The organism is Synechocystis sp. CACIAM 05 (assembly GCF_010222815.1).
Lineage (GTDB): Bacteria > Cyanobacteriota > Cyanobacteriia > Cyanobacteriales > Microcystaceae > Synechocystis.
Window position 1 is genome coordinate 1,045,113 of the sequence record NZ_CP019225.1, and the last position, 26,342, is coordinate 1,071,454.

Genomic DNA, 26,342 nt, shown 5'->3' on the forward strand with positions numbered 1-26,342 from the left:
ACTTTAGTGCCTTGAAACGAGCTAGAATGTACGCTTCTATTGACACGTCTCTTGATGAAATTATCCGTTCTTACTGTGGCATTTAGCGTCTCAGCCTTATTTGAAACTACTATACAAGTTACTTTTGCCGGGGTTTACCCCCTATAGTCCATAAACCAACAGAGCTTAAGTACTATTAGCTTGGTTGGATAATCCTCAATGTCCATCAAAATTTTTCCAGAAGATGACTAACAAAAAAGGGAATGACTTCAAATTGATTTTGATATAGTTCCACCAACGTCACTGGAGCTTCCGGTGGAATCATGCCCGATTGATACTGCAAAACAATTAGCATATTCCAAAAAGCAAAAAACGCTGTGACAAAAGCGGCCCATTTCTGCCAGCGACGACCAGAAATTTTTTGCCAAAAACTAGCTATGCCGAATACAAATAAAAAAGTGCAATTACTAAACATTCTCCCCCCCACACTAGCGCCCTGCCACCAAGACCACCAAGCGGCAATAAAGTAAACTTGAGCCAAGAAAGTTACCAAGAAAATGGTGTTTAAACGGGGTAACAGTCTCCAACCTAGCACTAAACCAACCACCGCTAGTAAGGTTATGGGGTGCCAAATAAATAAGCCCCGATGACCGGAGAATAATACTTGCCAGAGGGATGGTTGCAACCAATTGAAACTGCCCCCGTGACCCGTAGCTTGTCCTTCTTCTAAATAGGGAATGCGCTCAATGCCACCATACTGCCAAAGATAAATTAATAGCTGGGGAATTTGCATTAGCACCGCCACTGTTAGCATTACTAATAGTGGTTGCCAAAATCTTCTTTTAGTAATATTGGTAAAAATAGTTTGACTAACTTTGCACCAATGAATTGCTGAAATGGTTGTTAAACTCGGTTGTTGATTACCCAATGGTTGCGTTTCAAACCCGATCGCCGCCACCAATATCGGTGCGAGGAAAAATAGCACATCCTGAGGCCGTACCCAAGTGGCAAAGGCGATCGCCAAACCGAGGATAATCTGCCAATGGCCATTAGTTAACCAAGGTTTAGTGAATATGCCGTACAAAAATAAGGCGATTAAAAAAGCGGAAACGGCATGGGACATGGACACTTCTAGGAATAGGTAATAGCTCAATGGTGAAGCAAACCAAATTCCACCTACGGCCATTAAACAACTTATGTGGGAAAAATAACGCCGAGCAAAACGATAACTCAGGGCTAAACCAGTGATGCCCAAACCAACGCTTCCCAAGCAATAAAATAGTTCATAGGGCCAAGACATACCATTAATGGGAATAGCATTATTAAACTGATGTAAAGTCAGGGCAACTACATGACCTAGAGCAAAGAATGGTAACAGAACTATGCCTAGCCCCACCGTGTATTTGCTGTATTCTGGAATGGGCCCAAATACCCGGGGACTGCTGTTGAATTGTCCTGCGGTTTCAGCATAATAGCTATATTCGTTATCTACCCTGAGATTACCATCAAATAACAGAGATCTCAGGGGAGTGTAATAGCCCAATCCATCACCGTACACCCCAAAGCCAGTGACAAAAAACTTAAGTAGAAAAATCCCCAGGGTAACAGCTATGGCAAGTAAAAAGCAGTATTTAAGATTTTTTTCGTCGTTAATGAAGTGAAAAAATTTACCTACCATTATCCATTCCTTCCATCACACCAATGGGCTACAAATTAAGCTTTCTTTTTCGGTTTACGCCAGACCCAAAGAAAGTTAGTGGCCATGCTCCAAAATACGGTAATCATGGTGGCAACGATCGCCGCTATTTTATGGTCCCAGCTCAACTTATTGCCCAAAATTACAATAATTAAACTCCAGAGAAAAAAGCCACTGAAATTGGCCACATGGTATTCCCAACAGCGTTGCCAAGAAAGGTTAGGATTACGAAATGCCCAGAGGTCAATCGCCCCGTAACGAATGATGGTAATAACTTCGGCGGAGAGGACGGAAGCCCAGGTGAGTCCCATGCCGAGGGACACTTTGAACCAATCCAAGAGGACAACGTTCAAAACCATGGCAATAATGCCAATGATCCACCAGCGCACCATGGCGTTTTGCCAAAGGCGTTGTAAATAAACGGGCAAGGTTTCCCTGGTAATCATGGCAAAGTCAGTAAAGGGCAGATAATCCGGCTATTATACTGGTCAATGTTCTAGGAAAATTGGCATCTAATTGCAAATAGGGGCTAAATTTTTCCCCTGCAGGGTAACGCAAAGTTTTGGAGCTTGGCCCTGAATTGATGCAACGACAAACTGGCAAACTAAATCATCTTTTTTATGTCTTCCCCTCTGGTTCTTCCCAGTGATGGCCACTATTGGCTTAAAAATGCCCATATTCCCCCCAATTTGGTCAAAACCAAGGTAAATTTTCCCAAAAATTTTCAGTTTCCCAGGCCTTGGGAGGATTTAGGACTTTATCATCTAGAAATTGCCGACGGCAAAATCAAAAATATCGTTGCTGTTGGGCAGGGGGAAGAGTCCGATTTAGTTACCGACGATGGTGTCCCCAGGGTGGATTTGAGTAAAAGAATGATCTTGCCCTGTTTTGTGGATATGCATACCCACTTAGATAAGGGCCATATCTGGGGGCGATCGCCAAATGTTGATGGAACCTTTTCTGGAGCCATTGCTAGCACGGAAAGGGATGCTGAATTGCACCATAGCCCAGAAGATATTTACCGCAGAATGGAATTTGCCCTCCAATGTAGCTATGCCCATGGCACGGCAGCGGTGCGTACCCACATAGAAATGGGTGGTCAGAAAAGTCAGATTGCTTGGCAAACTTTTCAACAACTGCGCCAAGCCTGGGCCGATCGCCTAACTTTACAGGGGGTGGCGATGGTTACCACGGACTATTATCTAAGCCCCGCAGGGGAAAAGTTAGCAGACCAGATGGCCCATGGGGGAGGAATTCTGGGGGGAGTGGCCTACGCTGGGCCCCAGGTGGAAGCCCAGTTAAACCGTTTGATGACCCTAGCCCAAGCCAGAAATCTAGACATTGACCTGCACGTAGACGAAAATGGCGATCGCCGCTCCCGAGTATTGCATCAAGTAGCCGCCATCGCCTTAAAAGTCGGTTTCACCGGTCAAATTGTCTGTGGGCACTGTTGCAGTTTGGATATGCAATCCCCCCAGCAAGTCCAGCAAACATTGGCTTTAGTCAAACAGGCTAATATCGCTATCATTAGTTTGCCCCTTTGTAACCTGTACCTCCAGGGCCGCCATCAACCCCAGAAACCGGCCTGGAGAGGAATTACCAAAGTTCATGCCATTCACGCGGAGGGCATTCCCCTCGTCTTTGCCAGTGATAACTGTCGGGATCCGTTTTTTCCCTTTGGTGACCATGATGGCCTGGAAATTTTGAACCAATCCGTACGCATTGGCCAATTGGATCCTCCCTACGGTCGCTGGTGTGCCACCGTTAATCAAACCCCTGCCCAATTAATGGGACTTGCCGACTACGGCCGCCTTGCTGTGAACGGTCCAGCGGATCTAGTTATCTTTCCAGCCCGTTATTTCAGTGAGCTCTTTTCCCGCCCCCAAGGCGATCGCCTAGTGATACGCAAAGGAAAAGCCACCCACAAAAAAACACCGCACTACCAAGAGTTAGATGATTTGATGGGAGCTTGAGGCAGTCAGTCCGGCCAAAGCTAATCATATTTGCGGCCAGCCAGTGGACTAACCGAGTTTAAAAACATGGGGAAAAGCACTCTTCACCATCAATCGGTCTTGCTTTGACAGAGAGCCAACACAGTCGAGGATATACTTGTGTTCTAGGGTGAACAGTTTCATCCTCACCACCGAAGGCGTAAACAATCCCGCTGAACGGGTGTCTTCAATGGGGGTATCGAGGGGCCAGGGGGCATTTTTTGCCGAAGTGATCATAGCCATAACACTGTGACCAATGCGGTTATTAAAAGCGGGGGCGTCGGACAAAATTAAAGCGGGGCGACGAATATCAGATTGCCTATCCGTGAAGGGAACTGGGACAATGACGACGTCAAATTGTTCGTAAATTGTATTCATAGGTGTCGGTATGCAGAATTATCAGCTTCAGAATTCCATTCGGTCATAGTGTCGGCGGTGGCAGCCATATAGTCGGCCCCAGCTTCCCCAACTTTGCCGGGGGCAGGACCTTGGGCCCTCTCAGCTTGGGGAAGGACCATTCCCTGGGGGGCAACTAACACAATAACTTCTACGGAAGTACCAGCTGGACACGGTAAATCCTGGAGCAGGAGCGTGCCATCTTCTGTCAATGTCGTAGCTAGTTTGTAAGCATTGATAGACATTATGTAGCAGTGTGAAATGTGGACCCTTTACAACCAAAAGAGTTTTAAATTTTCAACATTATCTTAGGCAATGATGAACCAGTGCAAAATAGATACTGAGGAGAAAATAGTCTTTGGTCGGATAGAAGACATATTAGCAGAAAAGTAAACAATTCGTGGGAATAGTCACCTTTATAATTGTTTTTAACTCCGACAACCATAATCAGTCAGACCATGTATTGTCAATATTTACAGAACCTTTATTAGATAAGCCCTTTGCCCGGGACGACAAGCTAAAGTATGTACTAGTAAAATTCATTACTTTAAGATGAGAACTGTTCTCCAACTTCACTTCTGGATGGTTTTTGTCCCAAGTTTTGAACCAGCATGGGCCAGGAACCAAAGTAAACGATAATACTTTTTTCCCATTATTTTCCCAAGGAAATCTCCCTGGGTGGATGCAGTTATTACTTATCAATCTCAAGTTTAAAAGCTAGCTAGAAGATTTTAGGTCTTGGTGGTCATAGACAAAATTGTCTGAGGGCGGCGGCGGTAGCTTCGGGTTGTTCCAGATGGGGCACATGGCCACAGGCATCAAGCCAGATTAATTGACTCTGGGGCAAAAGATTTTGGAATCGTTCAGCCGCTCTAACACCCAAAATTTTGTCCTGTTTACCCCAAATAATTAGGCTAGGCAAAGTAATTTGCCCCAATTGCTCGGCAAAGGAGCCATAACCACCACTTTTACTGAAGGCAATCAGTCCTTCGCTCCAACCCGGGCAGGTTAAATGGGCAGCGGCACAGAGGCGGGCATCTTCACTGGCTAGACTCCGGTTGTAATAGGCGGTCTGGCCAATACTTTGTCTGACCTGTGGGCTGGCTAAAAAATTGGTTAGCCAACGGTCCAACGGTGGAAACATGAGCCGACTGGCAAAGGGTTGTTTCGCGAGGCCAGCACTATCTATTAGCACTAGTTTTTTGACCCGTTCGGGAAAGCTGAGGCAAAAATCTAGGGCCACTGCTCCCCCCATGGATACCCCCACTAAGGTAATGGGTTCTTGAATAATTGTTTGCCAAAAGTGGTCTAGGTGAATTTTGATGTTGGCTGGGGTGGGTAGTAATATCTTGGATCTAGTTGTGAAACCAAATCCCAGCAAATCAATGGCGATCGCCCGAAAATCTTTTTTGATTAGGGGGAGTAGGCGACGAAACTCCAACACCGAACTGTCAAAGCCATGTAAAAAAAGCATGGGTTCCCCCTGGCCTCCATCCATATAGTTGGTGTCCACGGTGATGGCACTGGGGTGGTCTGGGCCATGGATGGTTAGGGAAACTTGTTGCATTTGTCGCCAACATTCCCAGGAGGTTGCTTCAGTAAATGCCGGTGCGGGAAGAGTTAGGGAAGGAGTCATACTCAAATGGTGCTGGCTAAAAATGGCGATCGATAATTGGGGTTAGGAGAAATTGGCCTACCCAAAAACCCCTGGGGAAGCCGTGGTAGGATTAGGCGAACATGATCTCCCGAGGAAAATTGGGGCGAAACTCACTATGGATTCAGGCAAAATCGTGGCCATTGTCACCGGTGCCATCTCAATTATTTTAGCTGTAGCGTATCTAGTTTTAGTACAAATTCTCGACTTTCGTGGCGAAATGGTGCCAGCGCCGATGGAAACCATGGGCCTGCTCACCCACATTACGGCGATCGCCAACGGCTCATTGTTGCCCTTCAGTTGAGAATTGCCAGTTAGTTATCCCCTAACCACGAACAGGGTCAGCTATAATCAGAGCTGTACAAATCTTTACATTAAGTATTGCCATGGCTGTCTCGGCAAAAGTTGAAATTTATACATGGAGCACTTGCCCTTTTTGCATGAGAGCCCTGGCGTTATTGAAACGTAAAGGAGTAGAGTTCCAAGAATATTGCATTGACGGCGACAACGAAGCAAGGGAAGCCATGGCGGCAAGGGCTAACGGCAGAAGGAGCTTGCCCCAAATTTTTATTGACGACCAACACATTGGTGGCTGTGATGACATCTACGCTCTAGATGGTGCAGGCAAGTTGGACCCCCTGCTCCAATAGTTGGGCTGGCTAATCGGTATCTATATTATTTGTCTTCAACTCTATATTATTTGTCTTCAACCATTACGGCTTCTGCCCCCATCCCAAGGATATTGACCCTGTGAAACTGGCTTTTATTATCGATCCCCTAGAAAAACTCGATCCGGGCCATGATTCCACCGTTGCCATCATGGAAGCGGCCCAAAAGTTGGGACACGAAGTTTTTGTCACATCAGTGGGGGATTTGGCCGTTATCAATGGCCAGGCCTGGGCCAAATTAGCGGCGTTACGCCTTCAGCCTGTGATTTTGGTCGATGGGCACTGGCAAGTTTCCCAACCTTGGTCCGAACTGTCCGAATCCCAGTGGATGGCCCTGACGGAATGCCAAGCAGTCTTTATGCGTAAGGATCCGCCGGTGACCGTGCAATATCTCTACGCCACCTTCATTTTGGAGTTACTAGCCCCCACCAAGACCATGGTGATCAATTCCCCCCAGGGGCTACGGGAAGCCAATGAAAAAATGTACACCCTGCAGTTTGCTGCGGTGATGCCTCCCACGGTGGTTAGTTTGGACAAGGGCCTGATCCGCCAGTTTTTGGAAGAGCACGGGGCGGCAGTGTTAAAACCCTTGGGAGGTAAGGCCGGGGAGGGAATTTTGTTTCTCGATCCTGGCGATCGAAACTTCAACTCCCTGGTGGAGATTAGTACCCAACATGGCAAAGAGCCGGTAATGGTACAGCGTTTTCTGCCAGAAGCGAAGGAAGGTGATAAGCGAATTATCCTGCTGGATGGTGATCCCATTGGGGCCGTTAATCGCATTCCCAGTGGGGCAGAATTCCGGGGCAATATGGCGGTTGGTGGTCAAGTAGCTCCCACTACCATTACCTCCAGGGAAATAGAAATTTGCGCTTTGCTAAAACCCAAATTGCAGGCTGACGGTTTATATTTTGTCGGTATTGATGTTATCGGAGGCTACCTAACAGAAGTCAATGTCACAAGTCCGACGGGGATCCGGGAGATTGATCGCCTTGAGGGAGTCCGCCTGGGAGAAAAAGTAATTTACTGGTTGGAAAAACAATTTTAGCCTGGGATCAAGACAGCTCAATCTCAGCAAGTTTGGTTAAAAAAAGATTATTAGTTGGGCGTTCAGTTATTTGAGCCACTATTTTAATATTGTTTTTTCTTGATCCCTGACCTTTTTTGTTCCATTCCATTCCATAATCTAAAGATTTTGTTACCCGTTAAGGTCGGGTGCTGTGTCAAACGTATCGATTTGTAAAACGAATATTAAGACAACCTGAAGAGAATTTCCTTTCATCGGGGAGGTAAAGGCAGACAGGGTAACTGTTTAATGCGGATTTGCCCCCTTGGTTGAATAGGGCAAAATATAAACATCTAGAAAGTTCGAGCTGATATTTTTCAAAAATTTTAACAATCCCCTAATTCCTCCCCGCACCCCAATGAAAACCGCTAACTTTATCACCTCATCTTGCCGTTATTGCCGCTACTACCAGGCTGAAGGTAGGCGAGGCGGCACTTGCAGTCAACTCAATGTGCCAGTACAGGGACAGTGGAAGGCCTGTGCCCTAGCAGCAAAACCCTTTGCCGGTCCCTGGGAGAACCTCGAAGATGTGGTGTATTTAGAACATGCCTATGCTTTGACCAGTAAAGATGCTCTAGTGGAACAATCGCCAGAAACTATCGCCACTACGGCCGAAGCGGCATAGACGGCATAATTGGGGTAATGGACTCTTAAAGGGTGTTAAGGGTATTTGCCATAGTGGAGACTGTTTTCGGGGAAGTTTTGGGGTCAATTTTCCGGCATAGTGGCATAGTAGGGCTGAACAGGGGGGCGTTGGTCTGATCAGCTTAGGGGAGCCAGGGATATTGGCTAAAATCCGGGGGGCGTTTTTCCAGGAAGGCTTGTTTGCCTTCACTGCCCTCTTCGGTCATGTAATAAAGCAAAGTAGCGTTGCCTGCTAGTTCCTGTAATCCAGCCTGGCCGTCACAGTCGGCATTGAAAGCAGCTTTAAGACAGCGGATAGCCAGGGGACTTTTGCTCAAGATTTCCTTCGCCCATTGGATACCTTCTTCCTCCAGGCGATCGACGGGAACAACGGTGTTCACCATGCCCATACGTTCTGCTTCCTGGGCAGAGTATTGGCGGCAAAGATACCAAATTTCCCTGGCTTTTTTTTGTCCCACAATGCGAGCTAAGTAACTGGAGCCAAAGCCTCCATCAAAACTCCCCACTTTTGGCCCGGTTTGGCCGAAAATGGCGTTATCTGCGGCGATGGTCAGGTCACACACCAGATGTAAAACGTGGCCACCACCAATGGCATAGCCAGCCACTAGGGCAATAACAACTTTGGGCATGGAGCGGATTAACCGCTGTAAATCGAGCACATTGAGGCGGGGAGTTCCTTGGTCGTCGATATAACCGCCTTCCCCTCGGACAGATTGATCCCCACCAGAACAAAAAGCATATTTACCATCGCTGTGGGGCCCGGCTCCGGTTAGTAGTACAACTCCGATGCGGCTATCTTCCCGGGCGTTACAAAATGCGTCATAAAGTTCAAAAACGGTCTGGGGACGGAAAGCGTTGCGTTTGTGGGGACGATTGATGACAATTTTGGCCATACCCTCCGCTTTGTAGTAGAGAATGTCGTCGTAATGTTTTGCAATGTGCCAATCCATAGGTTCCCTCCTGAGCAGTCCTTACCCATCTTACGGGGACAGCGTAAAGGTTTGACCCAATTCTCGTTCCATCAATAACCAACAGTTGGGACTGATTTGTGAGTAAACAAATATAAAGCAATGCAAAGGATTGGCCCCAAACTTTGGCGATCGCCTTACTATGCAGATCAAGACCCCTGTGTTTAATTTGATTTTTTTCCATGACCATTGCTGCCCGTGAAACCGCTGTTGCCCCTGAGATGAAGCCAACGACACCGAAAAAAATTGGTGTACCCAGGGAATCCTTTGACCAGGAATGCCGGGTGGCCATGACCCCCGATACAGCCCAAAAGCTGCAAAAATTGGGCTTTGATTTGTTGTTGGAAACGGGAGCGGGAGCAAAAGCGGATTTCGCCGATCGCCTTTATGAATCCCTGGGTTGCGGGATTATCGATAGTCGCCAAGCATTATTTGAGCAAGCGGATATTATCCTCAAAGTGCGGCCTCCTTCCCTAGCGGAAGTGGAGGAGTTACCAGCGGGAAAAACCCTGATTAGTTTTATCTGGCCGGCCCAAAATCCCGAATTACTGGAAAAATTAGCGGCAAAAAATATTACTGTGCTGGCGATGGATGCGGTGCCCCGGATCAGTCGGGCCCAGAAATTGGATGCCCTCAGTTCCATGGCCAACATTGCCGGTTACCGAGCAGTCATTGAAGCGGCTAATCGTTTTGGGCGGTTTTTCACTGGACAGATCACTGCGGCGGGCAAAGTTCCCCCAGCAAAAGTTCTGGTCATTGGGGCCGGGGTAGCAGGGTTAGCGGCGATCGGGGCGGCCAAGAGCTTAGGGGCGATCGTGCGGGCCTTTGATACTCGCCCAGTGGTCAAAGAACAGGTGGAAAGTTTAGGCGGGGAATTTCTGCTGCTGGATTTTAAGGAAGACGGCACCGGGCAAGGGGGTTACGCCAAAGTAATGAGTGAGGAATTCATTGCGGCGGAAATGGCATTATTTGCGGCCCAAGCTAAGGAAGTGGACATCATTATCACCACAGCTTTGATTCCCGGTCGCCCAGCCCCCAAATTGATTACTGAACCAATGGTCAAATCCATGCGGGCTGGTTCCGTGGTGGTGGACTTAGCGGCGGAACAGGGAGGCAATTGTGAAGTTACTAAACCCGGCGAAGTTTACGAGTATGAAGGGGTGACCATCATTGGCTACACTGATTTGCCCAGTCGCATGGCTAGTCAATCCAGTCAGCTTTACGGCACAAATCTCTGGCATTTGCTCAAGGATATGGGGGGCTCAGAAGATTTCAAAGTGGATCTCGAAGACGAAGTAATCCGGGGAGCTTTGGTATCCCATGAAGGAAAGATCACTTGGCCACCCCCGAAGGTTAATCCCCCTAGTCCGGTGCAACCAGCTAAACCTGCCGTGACTGTAGTGGAGAGTGAAGCCAAATCTGCTAAAAAATCCGGCTCCGGTAATTTTCTTTGGTTAGCTCTAGCAGCGATCGCCTTGGTGGGCATTGGTATCGGCGCACCTACTTCTTTTCTCTCCCATTTCACTGTGTTTGTGCTGGCCTGTGTGGTGGGTTGGCAGTTAATTTGGAATGTGGCCCCGGCATTGCACACCCCTTTGATGAGTGTGACCAACGCCATCAGCGGCATCATCATTATCGGTGGCATGTTGCAGATTTCCGGGCCATTGAATAGTCCCACCACTATCTTGGGGGCGATCGCCATTTTAGTGGGAACGATCAACATTGCCGGGGGATTTTTAGTTACCCAACGGATGCTGAAAATGTTTCGGAAGTAATTTTATTTTTTAATAGGAATTAAATTATGGCCAGAAAATCAAAAGAATTTCAAAAATTATTTCACGAAGAAACCCATGCTGAGAAATCACCAAGAAGGGAGTCTACTCGTCAATCTATTAGAAAAAAGGAATTAGCGGCTTACGATCAATTCAAAAAAAAGATTGAAAATGATGAGCACAATAAAGGCGCCACCTTTGTTGAAAATCCCAAAGGCATGAGAAAAATGTCTGAGGTTTTAGAGGAATTTGTCGCCCCCTTTATTGGTGATGAAGACTCCTATGAAGAAAGGGAATTTTTCTTTGAGCTAGCAATATTAGCCTGGAATTGTGCAGTATTCCCAGAAAGTGGGCGAGAAAAACTTATGGAAGCTTTTTTTACAGATTTGAGCAATCCCCTCGAGCCAGAAAGTATAGAAGCGACGCAGGATTTAAGAGTTTTTGTTGAGGAGTTAATTGAGCGCAAATTAGAAGTATTTCCTAAGGACAAAAGAATTGTCCAAGATTTCCAATTAACTCAACATGAAGCCGGTTTCCACGTTGCTGTGTCCTACGTTATGGCTCGATAAATCCCATGCAAATTTCCCCAGTATTTAATGGTTACACAATCAATCTTTTTCAGGATGAAGATGGGGATTGGTTAGCTTGCTTGGCGGAAATGCCCAATGTTTCAGCGTTTGCCGATTCTCCCCAAGCCGCTCTTGCTGAATTAGAAATTGCCTGGCAAGGGGTAAAGGAAAGCTATCACAAACACGGAGAGCCGATTCCCATTATTGAAAGGGTTTATGCAAAACCCTAATCCTTTACTTAAATTGATAACCAATTACCACTAAATTCTTATGTCTAACAGTTTACAAACCGTGGCCTATGTGGCCGCCAGCATATTATTCATCTTTAGTCTGGGGGGCCTGGCCAATCAGGAAACTGCCCGGCGGGGAAATGTTTATGGCATTGCCGGCATGGCGATCGCCTTTTTAGCCACTGCTTTGGGGGGTGAGTTTACTGGTTACACCACCCTGCTGGGGGCAATTTTACCCGCCGTAGTAATTGGCTCCCTGTTAGCATCTCGGGTAGCCATGACTTCTATGCCGGAACTGGTGGCGATTTTGCACAGTTTTGTTGGTTTAGCAGCGGTTTTGGTGGGTATTGCTAACTACCTTGCCCCAGAAAATGGTTTAACGGGTTCCGAAGCCTTCATCCATCAAATTGAAATTTATGTAGGGGTATTCATTGGGGCGATAACTTTCACCGGCTCCATTGTAGCCTTTGGCAAATTGCGGGCCATTATTAGCAGTAAACCCCTAATGCTCCCGGCTCGACACTTTTTAAATATTTCCCTGTTGGTGGCTACGGTGATTTTCGGGGTGCAATTTATGCAACTGGCTAACCCCGCTGGTTTAACCCCCCTGTTAATTATGACTGCCATTGCTGGGGTGCTGGGTCTCCATCTCGTAGCGGCGATCGGGGGGGCGGATATGCCCGTGGTAATTTCCATGCTCAACAGCTACTCCGGTTGGGCGGCGGCGGCGGCGGGCTTTATGCTCTCCAACGATTTACTAATTATTACCGGGGCCTTGGTGGGGAGCAGTGGCGCAATTTTGAGCTACATCATGTGTAAGGCCATGAACCGTTCCTTCATTAGTGTTATTCTCGGTGGCTTTGGGGAAGGTTCCAATTCTGCTTCCGCCGGCCCAGCCCAGGCGGTAACGGGCACAATTACTAAAACCAGTGCAGAAGAGGTGGCAGAAGAACTACTCGATGCCCAGAGCGTGATTATTACCCCCGGTTATGGCATGGCGGTGGCCCAGGCCCAACATCCGGTGGCGGAAATTACCAAATTGCTTAAAGAAAAAGGTATTACAGTGCGGTTTGGTATTCACCCCGTAGCTGGCCGTCTGCCTGGCCACATGAACGTCCTGTTAGCGGAAGCCAATGTCCCCTACGACATAGTGCTGGAAATGGACGAAATTAACGAAGATTTCCCCGAAACCGATGTGGTGCTGGTGATTGGTGCCAACGATACCGTCAACCCCAGTGCGTTGGAAGATCCCACCAGTGCGATCGCCGGAATGCCAGTGTTGGAAGTGTGGAAAGCTAAACAGGTGGTGGTGATGAAACGAAGCATGGCTTCTGGTTATGCTGGGGTGGAAAATCCTTTGTTTTATAAGGAAAATACCCAAATGCTGTTCGGCGATGCCAAGAAAAATGTCGATGCCATTTTGACCCAACTGCGGGCTAAGGATGAGGTGGCCAGTGGCGATAAGGTTCTAGTTTCCGTTTAGTTAGCTGACCTCAATGGGGACTTCTAACCCTAGGGGAGAGCTGAATACTTAATAATGGGGAGGGGAATATTCGTCTCCCTTTTTTGTTTGTCTATCATCTAGTTTTGCCATGACCACCGATCTATCGGTTTACCTTGACCAAGCCCAACGAGCCGGAGCGGAAAGCGCTGAAGTTTATTACTCCCGATCCTTTTCCCGACCAGTTTTCTTTGAGGCTAATCGGTTAAAACAGTTGGAAAGTTCTGAATCGGAAGGGGTAGCCCTGCGGTTATGGAAAAATGGTCAGGCTGGTTTAGCGGTGGCCTATGGCCCGGTGGAACCGGAAATATTAGTCGAAAAAGCGTTGGCCCTAGCAGCCTTGAATCCCCCCAATCCGCCCCGGTTCACTGCTCCCCGGCAAGATTATCGGGAAAGTTTAGGGGAAGATGTTTCCGTAGAACAATTAATCGATTGGGGTCAAACGGCGATCGCCAGTTTACGGTCAGAGTTTGCCGAAGTGCTCTGTAGTGGCGAATTAGCCTGTAGCACTGACAGCACCCGCCTAATTAACAGTGAAGGTTTGGACTGTACCTGGACAGAGAGAAGTTTGAGCTACTACTTCGGGGTGGAATGGATTCGGGGAGAGGATTTTTTAGCCATCTATGATGGGGAGCAATGTCGGGGCCAGACCAACGTCGAACGAGTGGTGGAAAATCTGCGGCAACGGCTACTTTGGGCGGAAGTGAATCAACAAATCCAGGGCGGCAAAATGCCCATTTTGCTCACCAGTGGCGCGGCCAGTTTGCTTTGGGACACGGTAGGAGAAGCCCTCCATGGTCAACGGGTAGCGGAAGGCTCATCCCCATGGGCAGAAAAATTAGGACAAACTGTGGCCATTGAAGAATTGAATATTAGTCAAGATCCCACCGCCATTCCCTTTGATTGTCCCTTTGACGATGAAGGAAGCCGTACTCAAAAACTGGCTTTAATTAAAAATGGAAAAATTGCCCAGTTTTATACAGACCATGAAACAGCAGAAAAATTAGGTACAACCACCACGGGTAATGGTTTTCGTCCTAGCCTAGGCAGTGCGCCCCAACCGGGTTTGGTGAATATGTTAATCACACCGGGAACCGCTAGCTTCGACCAGTTACTTAAAAAATTGGGTAATGGTTTAGTTGTCGATCAAATTCTTGGGGGGGGGGCGGATATTTCCGGTGATTTTTCCATCAACGTTGATTTGGGTTATCGAGTGCAGAATGGTGAAATTACTGGCAGGGTTAAGGACACTATGGTTTCTGGCAACATTTATGAATTATTAAATCAGATTATCGCTTTGGGTTCAGACCGTCGTTGGCAGAGTTCCTGTGCCACTCCATCAATTATTTTAGATGGGGTATCGATCACCGCTTAGTACTATATTTGAACATTGGAATTTTCACCTAACTACCATTGAAAAAATCCGGCCATAAATTTGCCCAACGGTTATTCTGGCTTTGATGGTACTGTATTGGAATGGATAATGTTACTCGCTATCAAAACGCCGCGCTTCAGTACTACCAAGATCTGACTGGGTCTTCCCATCTCCACTACGGTTATTGGCAACCAATTCCGGAAACCGAAGATGATCTGACTATGGCTAAATTGCGCCATGCTCAGGAAAAATATACTGACCATTTGCTTTCATTTTTACCGCAGAATATCGAAACTGTATTGGATGTGGGTTGTGGCAACGGTGATAACGCCAGTCAACTAATTGGCAAAGGTTTACAGGTGGAAGGAATTGCCCCAGATCCTTTTCAGGAGTCAAGTTTTTTACAAAAGACTGGGGGCAAAGCTCGCTTTAATAGTAATACTTTCCAAGGTTTTATAGAAGATTGGCAACGGATTGGTTCTATGCCCCAATATGATTTGTTGCTTTTTAGTGAAAGTACCCAATATATGGCTGTAGCCACCATCGCCGATGGGGCAAAATTATTGGTAAAACCAGGGGGTTATGTTCTCTTGGCTGATATGTTTCGTAAAAATGAAGATTATCAGACAGGAATGTTTTCCAATTGTTTGATCAGAAGTGAATTACAGATGGCGATGAAAGAAGCCGGTTTTATTCTGCTCGATAGGGATGATATTTCCCAACAAATTGTACCTACCTTAGACCTTTGTGTGCAAAGTTTTCAAACTTTTGGTGTTTCAACTTTAACCTATTTAGCTAGTTTAGTCAGAATTGCAGTCCCCCCTCTGTATAAAATTTTCGATTACTTTTTGGGTAAAAAGGCTAAGGTTTTGGTGAAGGAAGGATTACAGGCTGGGAATATTTTTCGGGATCATCTATGCTACGAAATTCAACTTTGGCAAAAGCTTACCTAAATTGCTGGGGATGATCGAGATTTACCTTGGGCAGGGGAAAGTTAAGAATAATGACTAATTTGTCTTGATGGCCAAAGCCCAGAAGTATAAGTAGAGTAAGGCCCCTTCACCGCCGGAGAGAACAATTATGTCCGCTGAATTTTTTGACTGCCTCCAACATAAATGCGCCTATGTGGCGATCGGAGAATTTAAACCGGGCCGATTTGCCGAAGCCCAACGGCTCTATGAAAAAGCCATTTCCACCTACAGAAACGGTTTTAAGGGGGCGTTCCTACTGAGAAAACCCAACTCCGACGAGGGCATTGCTGTTATTCTCTGGAATACCATCGAGGATATGGAGGCTAATCAAACGGAAGTACATCGCAAAATTCTTGATGAAATGGGGCCGCTGTTCAATGTGCCGCCGGTGACCAACATCTATGAGGTGTGCAGTGAAGTGGAAGCCTATGGCAAGGTGCTTTGCTAACTAACTATGTACCAAATCAGTTTTACCCCCGATCGCCCGTTGACCTACCATTTGGAGGACGACCAGAGCTTAGCCCGTCTTGCTTTAGTGCCGGAGCGGGGTGGCTTAGTGACGCAATGGACAATCCAAGGTCAGCCAATCCTTTACTTTGACCAGGAACGATTTCAGAACCCATCCTTGTCGGTGCGGGGCGGTATTCCAATTTTGTTTCCCATTTGTGGCAATTTACCGGACGATCAGTTCCACTACGAAGGTAAAACCTATCAGCTCCGGCAACATGGTTTCGGCCGGGACTTACCCTGGGAAGTGATCGGGCAACAAAGCCAAGACAGTGCTCGGTTAGACCTCCGTTTAGGCCACACCGAAGCAACGCTGAAAAATTTTCCCTTTGAGTTCGAGTTAATTTTTAGCTACCAACTCCGAGGCCATAGCCTCCGCCTGGAACAACGCATTGCTAACCTTGGCGATCGCCGGATGCCCTTTTCCCTGGGGCTACATCCCTATTTCTTCTGCCGGGAGAAAAGTTCGATAGAATTATCTATCCCCGCCGATGGTTATGTAGACCAGAAAACCGGCCAAACCCATAGCTACAGCGGTCAGCTAGACCTGACTGCCCCGGAATTGGATTTAGCTTTCAGCAAAATTGCCCAACCCCAAGCCCATTTTGTTGACCCAGACCGCAAATTAAAAGTAGAAGTCAGCTTCAGTGATCTCTACCAAACCCTAGTGTTGTGGACTGTGGCTGGGAAAGATTATCTGTGCCTCGAACCTTGGAGCGGCCCTCGCAATGCCCTCAATAGCGGCGAGCAGTTAGCTTGGGTAGAATCCTATTCTTCCCGTTCCGCCTGGGTAAATTTTCAAGTGTCCACTGAGTGACTGTGCCGCCCTTCCCACTTGGATAAAAGTCCGTTGACAGTTCCAATTTAAGGGAGGAAGTTGTGATCCCCCCGAAATCAAGCCCTTGGGCTATGGCTCAATCAACTCCGTTCAGACCATGGAGATCTAAAAGTTTCCCTGGAGGGCCTTGTTGCACCGCTCACAAATGGTGGGGTCATCGCTAAAACTACCCACCTGGGTGGAATAATTCCAGCAACGCTCACATTTATGACCATCTGCATTGGTAATGCCTAGGGTAAGCCCATCTGTTTCTGCCTTAAATTGCAAGGCATTAATCCCAGCGGCATCCTCCGACAATTCTACCTGGGAAGCCAGCAACAAATAACGCAGAGTATCCACCTGATTGGATTCTTCTTGGTTATAACCCTGCAGTAATTGGGACCAATGGTCGTCGTTGGCGTGGATTAAGACCTTAGCTTCCAAAGATGCACCGATCGCCTTGGCTGTGCGGGCCGATTCCATAACTTTGTTAACTTCCGTGCGTAATTGGCGCAACTTAACCCAGGTTTGGGCTAGTTCCGGCTGTTGCCATTGGGCATCTAAATTTACCCAGCCTGATTGGAATACTGATTCTGTCGGTTTTTCGTAGGGTAAAAACTGCCAAATATCCTCTGCCAAGTGACACAAAACTGGGGCGATCGCCTTAACCAAATTTTCTAAAGCTAGGTGAAGAACGGTTTGGCAACTGCGACGACGGGGCGCATCGGGAGCAGAAATATACAGACGGTCTTTAGCAATATCTAAGTAGAAGTTAGACAAATCCACCACACAGAAGTTTTGCACCGTTTGGAAAAACTTAAAGAATTGGAAACTTTCGTAGGCTTCCGTCACTTCCGTAAATACTTCCGTCATGCGGTGCAACATATAGCGGTCTAATTCTGGTAAATCTTCATAGGCCACTGCATCGGTTTCAGGATTAAAATCATGCAAGTTACCTAGTAAAAACCGGGCCGTATTGCGAATTTTATTGCGTACATCTACCAACTGTTTGAGAATGCCCTGGCCAATGGGCACATCATTGGCGTAATCTACCGATGCCACCCAAAGCCGCAACACATCAGCCCCATAGGCCGGTTCCTGTTTTTGATTTTTACCGCCATTAATAATCTGGTAGGGGTCCACCACATTACCCAGGGATTTGCTCATTTTGTGGCCCTTTTCGTCCAGTACAAAACCGTGGGTCAACACTGTTTTATAGGGGGCAATGCCATTCACTGCCACACTGGTGAGCAAACTGGATTGGAACCAGCCCCGATGTTGATCGGAACCTTCCAAATACATATCAACCGGATATTTCAGTTCCGGCCGATTTTTCGCCACCGCCGCCCAGGAAGAGCCAGAATCAAACCATACGTCCATGGTGTCTTCCCCTTTGCGGTAAGTACGGCCATTCTGACGATATTTTTCTGGTAGTAATTCTTCTACGGTTAATTCCCACCAAGCATCGGAACCTTTTTCCGCAATGATTTGTTGCACATGGTTAATGGTTTCTTCCGTTAGCAAAGGCTCATTGGTTTCCTCGTCATAAAATACCGGAATAGGCACCCCCCAAGCCCGTTGCCGGGAAATGCACCAATCACTGCGATCGCCAACCATGGGAGTGATACGATTTTCCCCCTGGGCCGGAATCCAGGTAACTTCTTTGATAGCTTTTAAAGCCTGGTCCCGAAAACCTTCTACCGACGCAAACCATTGTTCCGTAGCTCGGAAAATAGTCGGCTTTTTGGTGCGCCAATCGTAGGGATATTTATGGGCGTAGGCCTCTTCTTTCCATAAACTACCCTTTGCAGTTAAAGCGTCAATAATCGCCTGATTTGCGTCTTTTAACACATTTAAACCCTGAAATTCTCCTGCTTCCTCTGTAAAATTCCCTTTATCGTCCACAGGAGAGAGAATAGGTAGATGATACTTTTGTCCGGTAATATAATCTTCTAAGCCATGGCCAGGGGCAGTATGTACCAAGCCCGTACCAGATTCGGTAGTAATATAATCACCGCCGATGACAATGGGGCTTTCTCTGTCAAAGAGGGGATGCTTGTAGGTGGATAATTCTAAGTCTGCCCCCTTGATAACGGTTTTGATAACTAATACAAAATCGAGAGTATTGTTTAAACTTTCGACTAAGTCTTTGGCGACGATGAGAAATCTTGGAGAGCAATGGGTTTCTTTCTCTGGGGGAGGAACTTCAAACTCTCCCTCAAAATTGGGGGGAATAACAAATTCAGCGCCTCCTTGTTTTGGAGTATTAGGAAAGATTACTTCTACCACTGCGTAGTCTAAATTACCATTGACAGCAACAGCAAGATTACCAGGGATTGTCCAAGGGGTTGTCGTCCAAATGGCTACTTCGAGATTAGGCATAAACTCCGCTAAAGATTGAGCCTTTTCCCCTAATTTCGTTACTTTAAAACTAGCGTAGATACTGCGAGAAGTATGCCCTTCAGGATATTCTAATTCTGCTTCCGCTAGGGCGGTTTGTGAACTAGGACTCCAATGGACGGGCTTTAAACCCCGGTAGATGTAACCTTTCAACGCCATGGCCCCAAACACACCAATTTGAGCGGCTTCATATTCCGGAGTCAGGGTTAAATAGGGGCGTTCCCAATCTCCCCAAATGCCGTAACGCTGGAATCCCACCGCCTGTTCCTGTTGGGCTTTGAGGGCAAAATCCCTGGCTTTGTGACGGAGGGTGAGGGGAGTTAATTCCGCCCGTTCACTGCTTTTTAAACTTTGTAGAACTTTCAACTCAATGGGCAAACCGTGGCAGTCCCAACCGGGCACGTAATGGACTTTATGTCCTTGCAACAGTTTGTATTTATTAATAATATCCTTTAAGACTTTATTTAACGCATGGCCCATGTGGAGGGCACCGTTAGCGTAGGGCGGCCCATCGTGGAGCACAAACAAATCTTTGGGATTATTGTCGGCCAAATCTGCGTAAATTCCTTTTTCCTGCCAATATTGCTGAATTTCCGGCTCTCTTTTGCTGGCATTGGCCCGCATATCAAAGCGGGTTTGGGGCAAGTTAACGGTGTCTTTATAACTTTTGGCTTCAGTCACAGTGGCTTTGGGGCAGAGTTGTGCATAGGAATACTTGCTGATTTTACCCCGTTTTCCTAACCCATCCACCGCTGTTTTACTTCCCAAATGGCGATCGCCGTGGGCCGGCCTTGGCTTGATCTGCTCTGGCAGGCCAGTATAATTCCAAAGGATAATCGTCTATCAACCTGCTGAATTTTCCGGAACAACGGACCATGAATGAACCAAAACAGACCGAAACCGTCCAGGTGGTGGAGAAGGTTAGCGCGATCCTTTCCCCCTATTTCATCGTCATTGTGGGTTTGTTTTTGGCCGATAGCAATTTTTTGATTGGCATTGCCCTAGTGTTTGTGGGGGTATTTTCCCTGCTCAAACTTTCCTGGCACGATGTGCAGACGGGGGTAGAAAAAGTTAAGGGCTTCTTTGCCGAAAAGCAGTGAGTCCCATTAGAAAAAAATTAGACTTTTGAGACAGCTACTAAAAAGGTAAATCTTCTTCTTCCTCCGGGGCGATCGCCGGTCGGTTCAGGACGGTGGGTTGGTTAATTTGCAGATGTCCATTGTGATCCATGGGTTGCTGACCAAGTTCCGCCGTTGGTTCCGTCGATAAATCATAGCCATTATCCGATTCCTGTTTGGGAGCCGCATCGGATGCCACAATTTCCCCGTCAAAATTTTTGGCAAACTGCTCGATCGCCTTGCGGGTGGCATTGTCACCAATATCTGTCGGGGGCGGCTCTTCCATGGCTGGAGCCGGTTTTGGTTTGGGCCGAGAAGGATTAGAGAAATTATTTGATTCCCGTCGGGGGGAAGGTTTTATTTCCGATGTAGCGGGGCCTCTGGCGATCGCCGGGGGAGAAGGAGGCGCACTAGGAGCCGGATTAGCATTAACCGCCGCGGGGGGAGGAGGGCTCGGCTCGGGGGTAAATGCCGGCGGCTTACTATGGCTAGGGGGAGGAGCGCTGTTAACCGGAGTAGATTCCGGGGTCGATGGCTTACCCACCACCAAATTCACTTTCACCGATTGGCCACAGGCTTGCCCTAGGGCCGCTTCCAATTCATCCTTTTTGCCCGCTGCAATTTTAAGCAGTTGTTGGGTGGTAACACTGACTGTGGCATTATTCCCCACCAAATTGATCAAAGAACCAAAGGATTTAAATAAAGATTGACTAAGTGCCCCTAGGTTATTTAATGTTTCCGACCATAACTGGGTCAGATCCCAATGGGCGTTGCTCGGCTCAAAGCTGGATGGCTCTACATCTGCTTCTAGCTTCTCTTCTAGAACAACAGGTTCAGAAACAGGAATCATTGTGGGAGAATCCACCACGGTTAGATGGTTGTGTGAGCCACCAGGGAAAGTCACCACATTACTGGGCTTTGGCGGAGTTATTGGTTGAGCCACAGGTGCTCTAACTGCCGTTTGACTAACTGCCCCAGTGTCCAACCCACAGGCGGAGGGCAACAGCCCCAACAGGGTCACCTCTAGCCAAAGTCGGGGCTGGGTAGTGTTACGAATTTGGATTTCACTTTCCTTGAGTTTTTGTTGTCCTTGCAAAATCACTCCCCTTTGCCATTGGGGCGCCGTTTGACACAGGGCTTGCCAGGTTTCCGCCGTCACCGCCACCAAATCTGAGCGTTGGGGAGCTGTTTGGGCAATAAGTAAATTCAAATAAAAACTGGCTAAATTTTGCAATACCACCAAGGGTTCCCGCCCCCGGTTCAAAATCTGCCGACAAGTAGCCAATAGGGTTTCTGCATCGTCACTGGCGATCGCCTCTAGGAGGGCTAACAAATCCTGTTCCGGCACCGCCCCCACGAGGTCCCAAACTTTATCGGGGGTAATCAGGTCGGGGAGCAGACTTAATTGATCGAGTAAACTTTCCGCATCCCGTAAACCACCATTGGCAATTTGGGCCACTAGGGTCAAAGCTGGTTGGTCAATATTAATATTTTCTCGCCCAGCAATATAACGGAGATGGTCCACCATGGCCTGCAAAGGAATGCGGCGATAATCAAACCGCTGACACCGGGAAATAATGGTGGGTAAAACCCGCTGGGGATCGGTGGTAGCGAGGACAAAAACAACCCGCTCCGGTGGCTCTTCCAAGGTTTTTAGCAGGGCGTTAAATGCAGCCGTACTAAGCATGTGGCATTCATCGATCACATATACTTTATATCTGCACTGTACTGGGGCAAATTGAGCCCGTTCAATAATTTCTCGGATATTATCTACCCCTGTATTACTGGCCGCATCAATTTCAATTACGTCTAAAGCTGAACCGTTAGTAATAGCCCGACAGGTGGCACATTGGCCGCAGGGAGTGGCAGTAGGCCGATCGCCAGCGATGCAGTTTAAAGACTTGGCTAAAATTCGGGCTGAAGAAGTTTTTCCCGTTCCCCTGGGGCCCGTAAACAGATAGGCAGGCACAATGCGCTCCTGTTCAATGGCATTGCTCAATGTGGCGGCGATCGCCGTTTGGCCCACCAAATCTGCAAAGGTCTGGGGGCGATATTTATGGTGCAGAGGTTCGTAGGCCATGGCAAAGTAACCGGGCGATCAACAGACAGGGGGATTCTCAGCCTAACTCCAAAATGCAAAAAAAAGAGGTCAAGTTAACAGCCGGTGACGGGGGTGCTAAAGGAAAAGGGTAAGACGCTTAGAATGAAAGGGTCAGTGTTGATTTGTAATACTAGAGTGCAATTCCGATGACAGGCCCCGTTATTTTTCACCTTGCTATCCCCGTCAATGATATTGCGAAAACTAAGGAATTTTACTGTGATCGCCTGGGGGCCAAAGCCGGCAGAGAAACATATAAGGCAATAATTCTAGATTTCTACGGCCATCAGGTGGTAGCTCACATTACCCTGGAACCGTTAGTAAAACAACCGGGCATCTATCCCCGCCATTTTGGTTTAGTATTTCCTGTCGAAGCGGATTGGTTTGCTTTTTCTGAACGGGTGGAAGCGGCCGGAGTTCCGTATCATTTGCCGCCTAAGCTCCGCTTTGAGGGGGAATTGACGGAGCATCGTACTTTTTTCCTGGCTGATCCCTTCCATAACTATCTGGAATTCAAATGGTATCGTCACCAGGAAGCAATTTTTGGTCTGAAAGAGTTTCTGGCCATTGGCGATCGCTAGTCAGACCAATCATCAGGCTAGCAATGTGGTTTGCTTGCACAACTGACCTAAAACCATCAATTCTGGGGTGATCCGGGCCCTTCCGGTCTTGGTTGACCATCAATGTAGGTAGCTAAATCCCAGGCCTCTTGATCCGTCAACACTCCATCGAATTGATAGGGCATATTACCGTGGATAAATTCTGCCAAAGTATTAATCCTCGCCATCCCCGCTTGGCGATTGAAGGAATTGGGACCCCATAGGGCCGGGCGATAATAGGTGTCACTGCCATAGCGACCCTGGCCCAACGCACCGTGGCAAAAAGCACATTTCTGCTCAAAAATTGCCTGGCCTTGATTTGGATTCCCCGTCAGTTTGGTGATCGGAGGATAAGGAGTTTTAGGTAAATCTATGTTCAGCACCTGGGCCTGTTTATCCAGCCACTGCATATAGGTGATAAACGCTTGGAAATCGGGACTGTCGGCGGTGATGGGCAGAGGTTTGCCGTTGAGGCTATGTTCAAAACAAAGATTGATCCGTTTCTGTAAATTGATGGTTTCTGGATATTGATATTTTTTCATCATGCCAAACCAGGAAGATGCTTTCGGATTAGCCCCGGCATTGAGGTGACAACTAGCGCAATGAAGCTTGGCAGTGGGCACAAATTCTGGCATTTCCTCATAGGTTTCGGTCGTTAATTGATAGCCCCGCAGAATACTATTCCAATGCTGATTATCCCAAGCCGTTACCGGTTCATCGGGGGGAGAAACAACTTGAGGATCAATTTGGGTCGGGAGGGCATCGGCAAAGGTAAAACTAAAATCCGCCGAAGCAAATTTTTTCCCGTTGCTACTCCGGGCCATGGCGTGGCATCCCATACAGGAAGATGTCTCCTGGATATAGGTTTCCATGGTGGTATTGGCTAACAGGGCTGGTAGAACGTGAAAAACGGTGTCGGGGCTTTTATCCGCCGCTGATTTGGGGATAGCCCATTGAGCATTGATTAATTCATAATTGGCCCAAACGGAATCTTTTAACCCTGCTTGTACAAGGCGGTTAAGCTTGGCAACGTTATGCACTGCTTTGGTGGGTTGACTGCAATCCGGGTCTTGGTGGGGAATAGCAGTTCTGCGGGTGACTTGGTTGGGAATACCAAGAATGGTTTGTTGGTTGGTTAAGCAATTAACGCACCGATCGCCGTGGAAGGAGAAAACGGTATTGGCAGAACCACTGTGGTTTAAACCGGGGACATTATCCACCTGTTCATAGGTGGACCAAATCCACTGGGGCGCACTGGGAGTTTTATACATAATGTGAAATCCCACCAAACCCATCTGTTGCAGTTGATATTTCCCTGTGGTTAAATCCTGCACATAGGCCGGTACATTGTGAAAACGGCCGGATTCCTCCGGGGTAATTTCCCGCCAAGCGGCCTTAATTAAAATGGAGCCATCGGGGGCATTAATTTCGGGTAAAAGGGCCTGTTGTTCTGGGTTGTAAAATTTATTTTGCACCACGTAATCAAATAACACTTTATTCATACGAATTTCGTAGCGCACAACATTGCCCCACTGATCGGTCAAAGTTCCGGGCAATGCCCCATCAGCTTTGGTGGGTTGAAATTCATCATTGAGCACTTCATCCACCTTGCTTTGACGAAATAAAATTTTCGTTCTTCCATCTCCTTGCAAACCATTGGGTAAAGGTTCATTACTATTCCATGGTTGCGGCACTGCGCCATTGGGCAAATAAACTTCGTTGGTTTCTTTCCAAGTTTCCCACACCCTTGGGCCGGGAGCATTGATGGCTAAATTTTTATCCGGCACTCCCCGATCGCCGTCGCCACCTATAGCGGGCCAGTTTAGGGCAATGAATTCTTGCCAAGCAAAGGTATCCACCGCCCGTTGGACAACATTGAAATTCTTTTGCTTGAGTTCCCCTTCCACATCTGCCGGTAACTGCCAACTGATGGCAAGGGGTGCTAATTTGGCATTACAAACCCCAGGCAAAGTAATAGTAGCAACGGTTTTAGAGCTTACTGGAGTTACCAGGGAAAAAAACAGCACAAAAATAATCACAACTAGGGCATAGGCCGTAATTCTTCCTATTTTCATTCCATTATTCTCCCTTGATAGTTATCAATAATTATTGTTGGGTTGGTAGAGAAAAAATTGTGTCTTGCACTGGTAACTGCTTAGTTAATTCCGGCGAAATTTGGAAAGTATTCCCCAACACCGAGCTAGGATTGCTAGCTAACCAAGTACTCAGATCAATACTTTGATAATCCCCATCATTGAAAACCACCACAATATCCAACGGCTTTTGGGAACTGTTGCGGATGGCATGGCCATAACCCTTGGGCACATAGCCCACATCTCCCTGCTGGAGACGACTAACGCTGGCCTTACCTTCCGAAGCAAAAACGGTTAAATCCATCTCGCCATCGAGCACATATTGCCACTCGTCCGCGTTGGGATGCCAATGGAGTTGACGCATGGCTCCCGGTTCTAAATGAATTAAAGCGCCGCTCATATTGAAACTGCCGGGGAATTCTTTCGCACTGGCTAACCTCAATTCGTTGCCACCCAGGGAAACTAGGGGTTGTTGCCCCAGGAGATTATGGGTGTGGGGAACTTCAATTTTGGCCGTTTGCCCCTGGGGAGTTGCGCTAGCCAAGGGGCCAGAAGCCGGGCCGTAGGAGGAAATGTAAACCTGTTTTTTGGGTAATTGGGCTACCTGGGCCGCCGTCCAACCTAAATTTTCTTCCACCCAGGCGATCGGAGTGTGGGAAAGCCAATCGGTAACGCTAAAGGTTGCCCCTTCGGAAAAGGTGCCGTCGTTGAAAACCAGCAAAAACTTGGCAGTGCCGGGACCAATGCCCTCAATGCTGTGGCCCCAACCCCGGGGAAAATACCAAAGCCCTCCCTTATCCACGTCTGCAATTTCCACTTTGCCTTCGGGACTGGTGAGGGTAATCCGGGTTCTGCCTTCCATGACATAGGCCCATTCCGCAGCGTTGGCATGCCAATGTAATTCCCGAATCGCTCCGGGCTCCAAGCTCATATAAACCCCCGCCATCCCCTTGCTGACGGGAAAGTTATAGGTGCCCACCTGTTTAGTGGTGCCGCCGTCGTAAAGCACTAGGGGCGTTTTGCTAAAAGCATAGGTAAAAGCTGGTAAATCCTTACCCCAAACCACGTTGGAGAGCGATCGCCATTGTTCACTTTGGGCAATGGTTGGAGTAAAAATCCCTAAAAAAGTTATCAGTAAAACACTCAATCCTACTAGTAAAAACCGCCGTCTCAACCATCCCATTACCGAGTTGACCATGGTGATACTGGAATAATCACAATCCAGTGATAAA

At 47.6% G+C, this 26,342-nt stretch carries 25 protein-coding genes; 15 read left to right on the forward strand and 10 right to left on the reverse strand.

Annotated features, from left to right (window positions below):
- Positions 1-205: 205 nt before the first annotated feature.
- Both BWK47_RS04925 and BWK47_RS04930 read right to left on the reverse strand, forming a co-directional pair.
- Entirely contained in the window at positions 206-1,657 is a 1,452-nt protein-coding gene (locus tag BWK47_RS04925; protein WP_162327786.1) for a hypothetical protein, read from the reverse strand.
- 35 nt (positions 1,658-1,692) lie between these two features.
- Positions 1,693-2,121 carry a GtrA family protein gene (locus tag BWK47_RS04930; protein ID WP_162327787.1) on the reverse strand — a complete coding sequence of 143 codons (429 nt, stop codon included), beginning with the start codon at positions 2,119-2,121 and terminating at the stop codon, positions 1,693-1,695.
- A gap of 174 nt (positions 2,122-2,295) precedes the next feature.
- On the opposite strand from BWK47_RS04930, the gene BWK47_RS04935 reads away from it, so the two are divergent.
- The gene (locus tag BWK47_RS04935; RefSeq protein ID WP_162327788.1) at positions 2,296-3,648 is read left to right on the forward strand and encodes a cytosine deaminase; all 1,353 of its coding nucleotides are present in this window, start codon (positions 2,296-2,298) and stop codon (positions 3,646-3,648) included.
- Between the two features lie 48 nt (positions 3,649-3,696).
- Here the strand turns inward: BWK47_RS04935 and mazF are convergent, their stop codons facing one another.
- The 3 genes from mazF to BWK47_RS04950 all read right to left on the reverse strand — a co-directional run bounded on the left by mazF (position 3,697) and on the right by BWK47_RS04950 (position 5,698).
- Positions 3,697-4,044, reverse strand: a complete 348-nt coding sequence (gene mazF / locus BWK47_RS04940) for a type II toxin-antitoxin system toxin ribonuclease MazF (RefSeq protein WP_010872158.1) — start codon at positions 4,042-4,044, stop codon at positions 3,697-3,699.
- A complete protein-coding gene (gene mazE / locus BWK47_RS04945; RefSeq protein ID WP_010872159.1) occupies positions 4,041-4,307 on the reverse strand; it encodes a type II toxin-antitoxin system antitoxin MazE in 267 nt (88 codons plus the stop codon). Before mazE ends, mazF begins: the two co-directional genes overlap by 4 nt.
- Before the next feature lie 500 nt (positions 4,308-4,807).
- Complete coding sequence (locus BWK47_RS04950; protein WP_162327789.1) at positions 4,808-5,698, reverse strand: alpha/beta fold hydrolase; 891 nt, start codon at positions 5,696-5,698, stop codon at positions 4,808-4,810.
- 136 nt (positions 5,699-5,834) lie between these two features.
- On the opposite strand from BWK47_RS04950, the gene BWK47_RS04955 reads away from it, so the two are divergent.
- From BWK47_RS04955 to BWK47_RS04970, 4 genes are all read left to right on the forward strand, one after another.
- On the forward strand, positions 5,835-6,020 hold the full coding sequence (locus BWK47_RS04955; RefSeq protein WP_048908427.1) for a hypothetical protein: 186 nt from the start codon (positions 5,835-5,837) through the stop codon (positions 6,018-6,020).
- Positions 6,021-6,102: 82 nt separating this feature from the next.
- Positions 6,103-6,366, forward strand: a complete 264-nt coding sequence (gene grxC / locus BWK47_RS04960; RefSeq protein ID WP_162327790.1) for a glutaredoxin 3 — start codon at positions 6,103-6,105, stop codon at positions 6,364-6,366.
- 100 nt (positions 6,367-6,466) lie between these two features.
- Positions 6,467-7,429, forward strand: coding sequence for a glutathione synthase (gene gshB / locus BWK47_RS04965; RefSeq protein WP_162327791.1), 963 nt, complete (start codon positions 6,467-6,469; stop codon positions 7,427-7,429).
- Between the two features lie 376 nt (positions 7,430-7,805).
- Positions 7,806-8,072, forward strand: a complete 267-nt coding sequence (locus BWK47_RS04970; protein WP_162327792.1) for a hypothetical protein — start codon at positions 7,806-7,808, stop codon at positions 8,070-8,072.
- A 142-nt stretch (positions 8,073-8,214) separates the two neighbouring features.
- On the opposite strand, the gene menB is transcribed toward BWK47_RS04970, so the two are convergent.
- The gene (gene menB, locus BWK47_RS04975) at positions 8,215-9,042 is read right to left on the reverse strand and encodes a 1,4-dihydroxy-2-naphthoyl-CoA synthase (RefSeq protein WP_162327793.1); all 828 of its coding nucleotides are present in this window, start codon (positions 9,040-9,042) and stop codon (positions 8,215-8,217) included.
- Between the two features lie 200 nt (positions 9,043-9,242).
- On the opposite strand from menB, the gene pntA reads away from it, so the two are divergent.
- From pntA to BWK47_RS05015, 8 genes are all read left to right on the forward strand, one after another.
- Entirely contained in the window at positions 9,243-10,835 is a 1,593-nt protein-coding gene (gene pntA / locus BWK47_RS04980; protein WP_162327794.1) for a Re/Si-specific NAD(P)(+) transhydrogenase subunit alpha, read from the forward strand.
- Between the two features lie 26 nt (positions 10,836-10,861).
- Positions 10,862-11,401 carry a hypothetical protein gene (locus tag BWK47_RS04985; protein ID WP_162327795.1) on the forward strand — a complete coding sequence of 180 codons (540 nt, stop codon included), beginning with the start codon at positions 10,862-10,864 and terminating at the stop codon, positions 11,399-11,401.
- Between the two features lie 5 nt (positions 11,402-11,406).
- On the forward strand, positions 11,407-11,631 hold the full coding sequence (locus BWK47_RS04990) for a type II toxin-antitoxin system HicB family antitoxin (protein WP_162327796.1): 225 nt from the start codon (positions 11,407-11,409) through the stop codon (positions 11,629-11,631).
- A 40-nt stretch (positions 11,632-11,671) separates the two neighbouring features.
- On the forward strand, positions 11,672-13,114 hold the full coding sequence (pntB, locus tag BWK47_RS04995) for a Re/Si-specific NAD(P)(+) transhydrogenase subunit beta (protein WP_162327797.1): 1,443 nt from the start codon (positions 11,672-11,674) through the stop codon (positions 13,112-13,114).
- A 109-nt stretch (positions 13,115-13,223) separates the two neighbouring features.
- Positions 13,224-14,507, forward strand: a complete 1,284-nt coding sequence (locus BWK47_RS05000; RefSeq protein WP_162327798.1) for a TldD/PmbA family protein — start codon at positions 13,224-13,226, stop codon at positions 14,505-14,507.
- 101 nt (positions 14,508-14,608) lie between these two features.
- The gene (locus tag BWK47_RS05005; protein ID WP_162327799.1) at positions 14,609-15,460 is read left to right on the forward strand and encodes a class I SAM-dependent methyltransferase; all 852 of its coding nucleotides are present in this window, start codon (positions 14,609-14,611) and stop codon (positions 15,458-15,460) included.
- Positions 15,461-15,587: 127 nt separating this feature from the next.
- The gene (locus tag BWK47_RS05010; protein ID WP_162327800.1) at positions 15,588-15,926 is read left to right on the forward strand and encodes an antibiotic biosynthesis monooxygenase family protein; all 339 of its coding nucleotides are present in this window, start codon (positions 15,588-15,590) and stop codon (positions 15,924-15,926) included.
- A 6-nt stretch (positions 15,927-15,932) separates the two neighbouring features.
- A complete protein-coding gene (locus BWK47_RS05015) occupies positions 15,933-16,802 on the forward strand; it encodes an aldose epimerase family protein (RefSeq protein ID WP_162327801.1) in 870 nt (289 codons plus the stop codon).
- Positions 16,803-16,928: 126 nt separating this feature from the next.
- On the opposite strand, the gene ileS is transcribed toward BWK47_RS05015, so the two are convergent.
- Complete coding sequence (gene ileS, locus BWK47_RS05020; RefSeq protein WP_162329616.1) at positions 16,929-19,883, reverse strand: isoleucine--tRNA ligase; 2,955 nt, start codon at positions 19,881-19,883, stop codon at positions 16,929-16,931.
- A gap of 194 nt (positions 19,884-20,077) precedes the next feature.
- Here ileS and BWK47_RS05025 point away from each other — a divergent pair, with 194 nt between their 5' ends.
- Positions 20,078-20,302 carry a hypothetical protein gene (locus BWK47_RS05025; protein ID WP_010872176.1) on the forward strand — a complete coding sequence of 75 codons (225 nt, stop codon included), beginning with the start codon at positions 20,078-20,080 and terminating at the stop codon, positions 20,300-20,302.
- A gap of 37 nt (positions 20,303-20,339) precedes the next feature.
- Here the strand turns inward: BWK47_RS05025 and BWK47_RS05030 are convergent, their stop codons facing one another.
- Positions 20,340-22,400, reverse strand: coding sequence for a DNA polymerase III subunit gamma/tau (locus BWK47_RS05030; RefSeq protein WP_162327802.1), 2,061 nt, complete (start codon positions 22,398-22,400; stop codon positions 20,340-20,342).
- Positions 22,401-22,567: 167 nt separating this feature from the next.
- On the opposite strand from BWK47_RS05030, the gene BWK47_RS05035 reads away from it, so the two are divergent.
- On the forward strand, positions 22,568-22,999 hold the full coding sequence (locus BWK47_RS05035; RefSeq protein ID WP_162327803.1) for a VOC family protein: 432 nt from the start codon (positions 22,568-22,570) through the stop codon (positions 22,997-22,999).
- Positions 23,000-23,055: 56 nt separating this feature from the next.
- On the opposite strand, the gene BWK47_RS05040 is transcribed toward BWK47_RS05035, so the two are convergent.
- Entirely contained in the window at positions 23,056-25,092 is a 2,037-nt protein-coding gene (locus BWK47_RS05040; protein WP_162327804.1) for a c-type cytochrome, read from the reverse strand.
- Between the two features lie 31 nt (positions 25,093-25,123).
- Positions 25,124-26,308 carry a cupin domain-containing protein gene (locus tag BWK47_RS05045; RefSeq protein ID WP_162327805.1) on the reverse strand — a complete coding sequence of 395 codons (1,185 nt, stop codon included), beginning with the start codon at positions 26,306-26,308 and terminating at the stop codon, positions 25,124-25,126.
- Positions 26,309-26,342 lie beyond the last annotated feature (34 nt).